Origin of the sequence: Comamonas sp. B-9 (genome assembly GCF_000410635.1) — a bacterium.
GTDB lineage: Bacteria > Pseudomonadota > Gammaproteobacteria > Burkholderiales > Burkholderiaceae_C > Comamonas.
On the sequence record NZ_KE148674.1, the window covers coordinates 1 to 391 of the forward strand.

Annotated in this window: 1 protein-coding gene; it reads left to right on the plus strand. The window is 60.4% G+C overall.

Annotation, left to right across the window (positions count from 1 at the left end; genetic code table 11):
- A partial coding sequence (locus H928_RS29750) for a TilS substrate-binding domain-containing protein (protein ID WP_043341942.1) occupies positions 1–273 on the plus strand: 273 nt, incomplete at its 5' end.
- Positions 274–391: the final 118 nt, after the last annotated feature.

Genomic DNA, 391 nt, shown 5'->3' on the forward strand with positions numbered 1-391 from the left:
GAGCTGGCGCAGATCGATCTGCAGGCCACCGGCGCGCCGCCGCGCATTGGCGCGCTGCAGGCGCTGAGCGAGGCGCGCATGGCCAATGTGCTGCGCTACTGGCTGCGCACGGCCCATGGCCAGACACCGAGCGCTGCGCAGCTGGCGCAACTGCTGCTGCAGCTGCAGCGCTGCACCACGCGGGGCCACCAAATCCATATAAAAGTAGGCCGTGGGTATATACAGCGCCACAGAGATGTCATCGATTGGTACAATCCGCCAGTTTTGGTCTGACTAATGTACGATTCCGACGGCGTGCCAAAACACTTTGCATCAACGCCGAGCTTCGTGTTTCGTCATCGTGATATTCAATGGCACTGATCGTTCATAAGTACGGCGGCACGTCGATGGG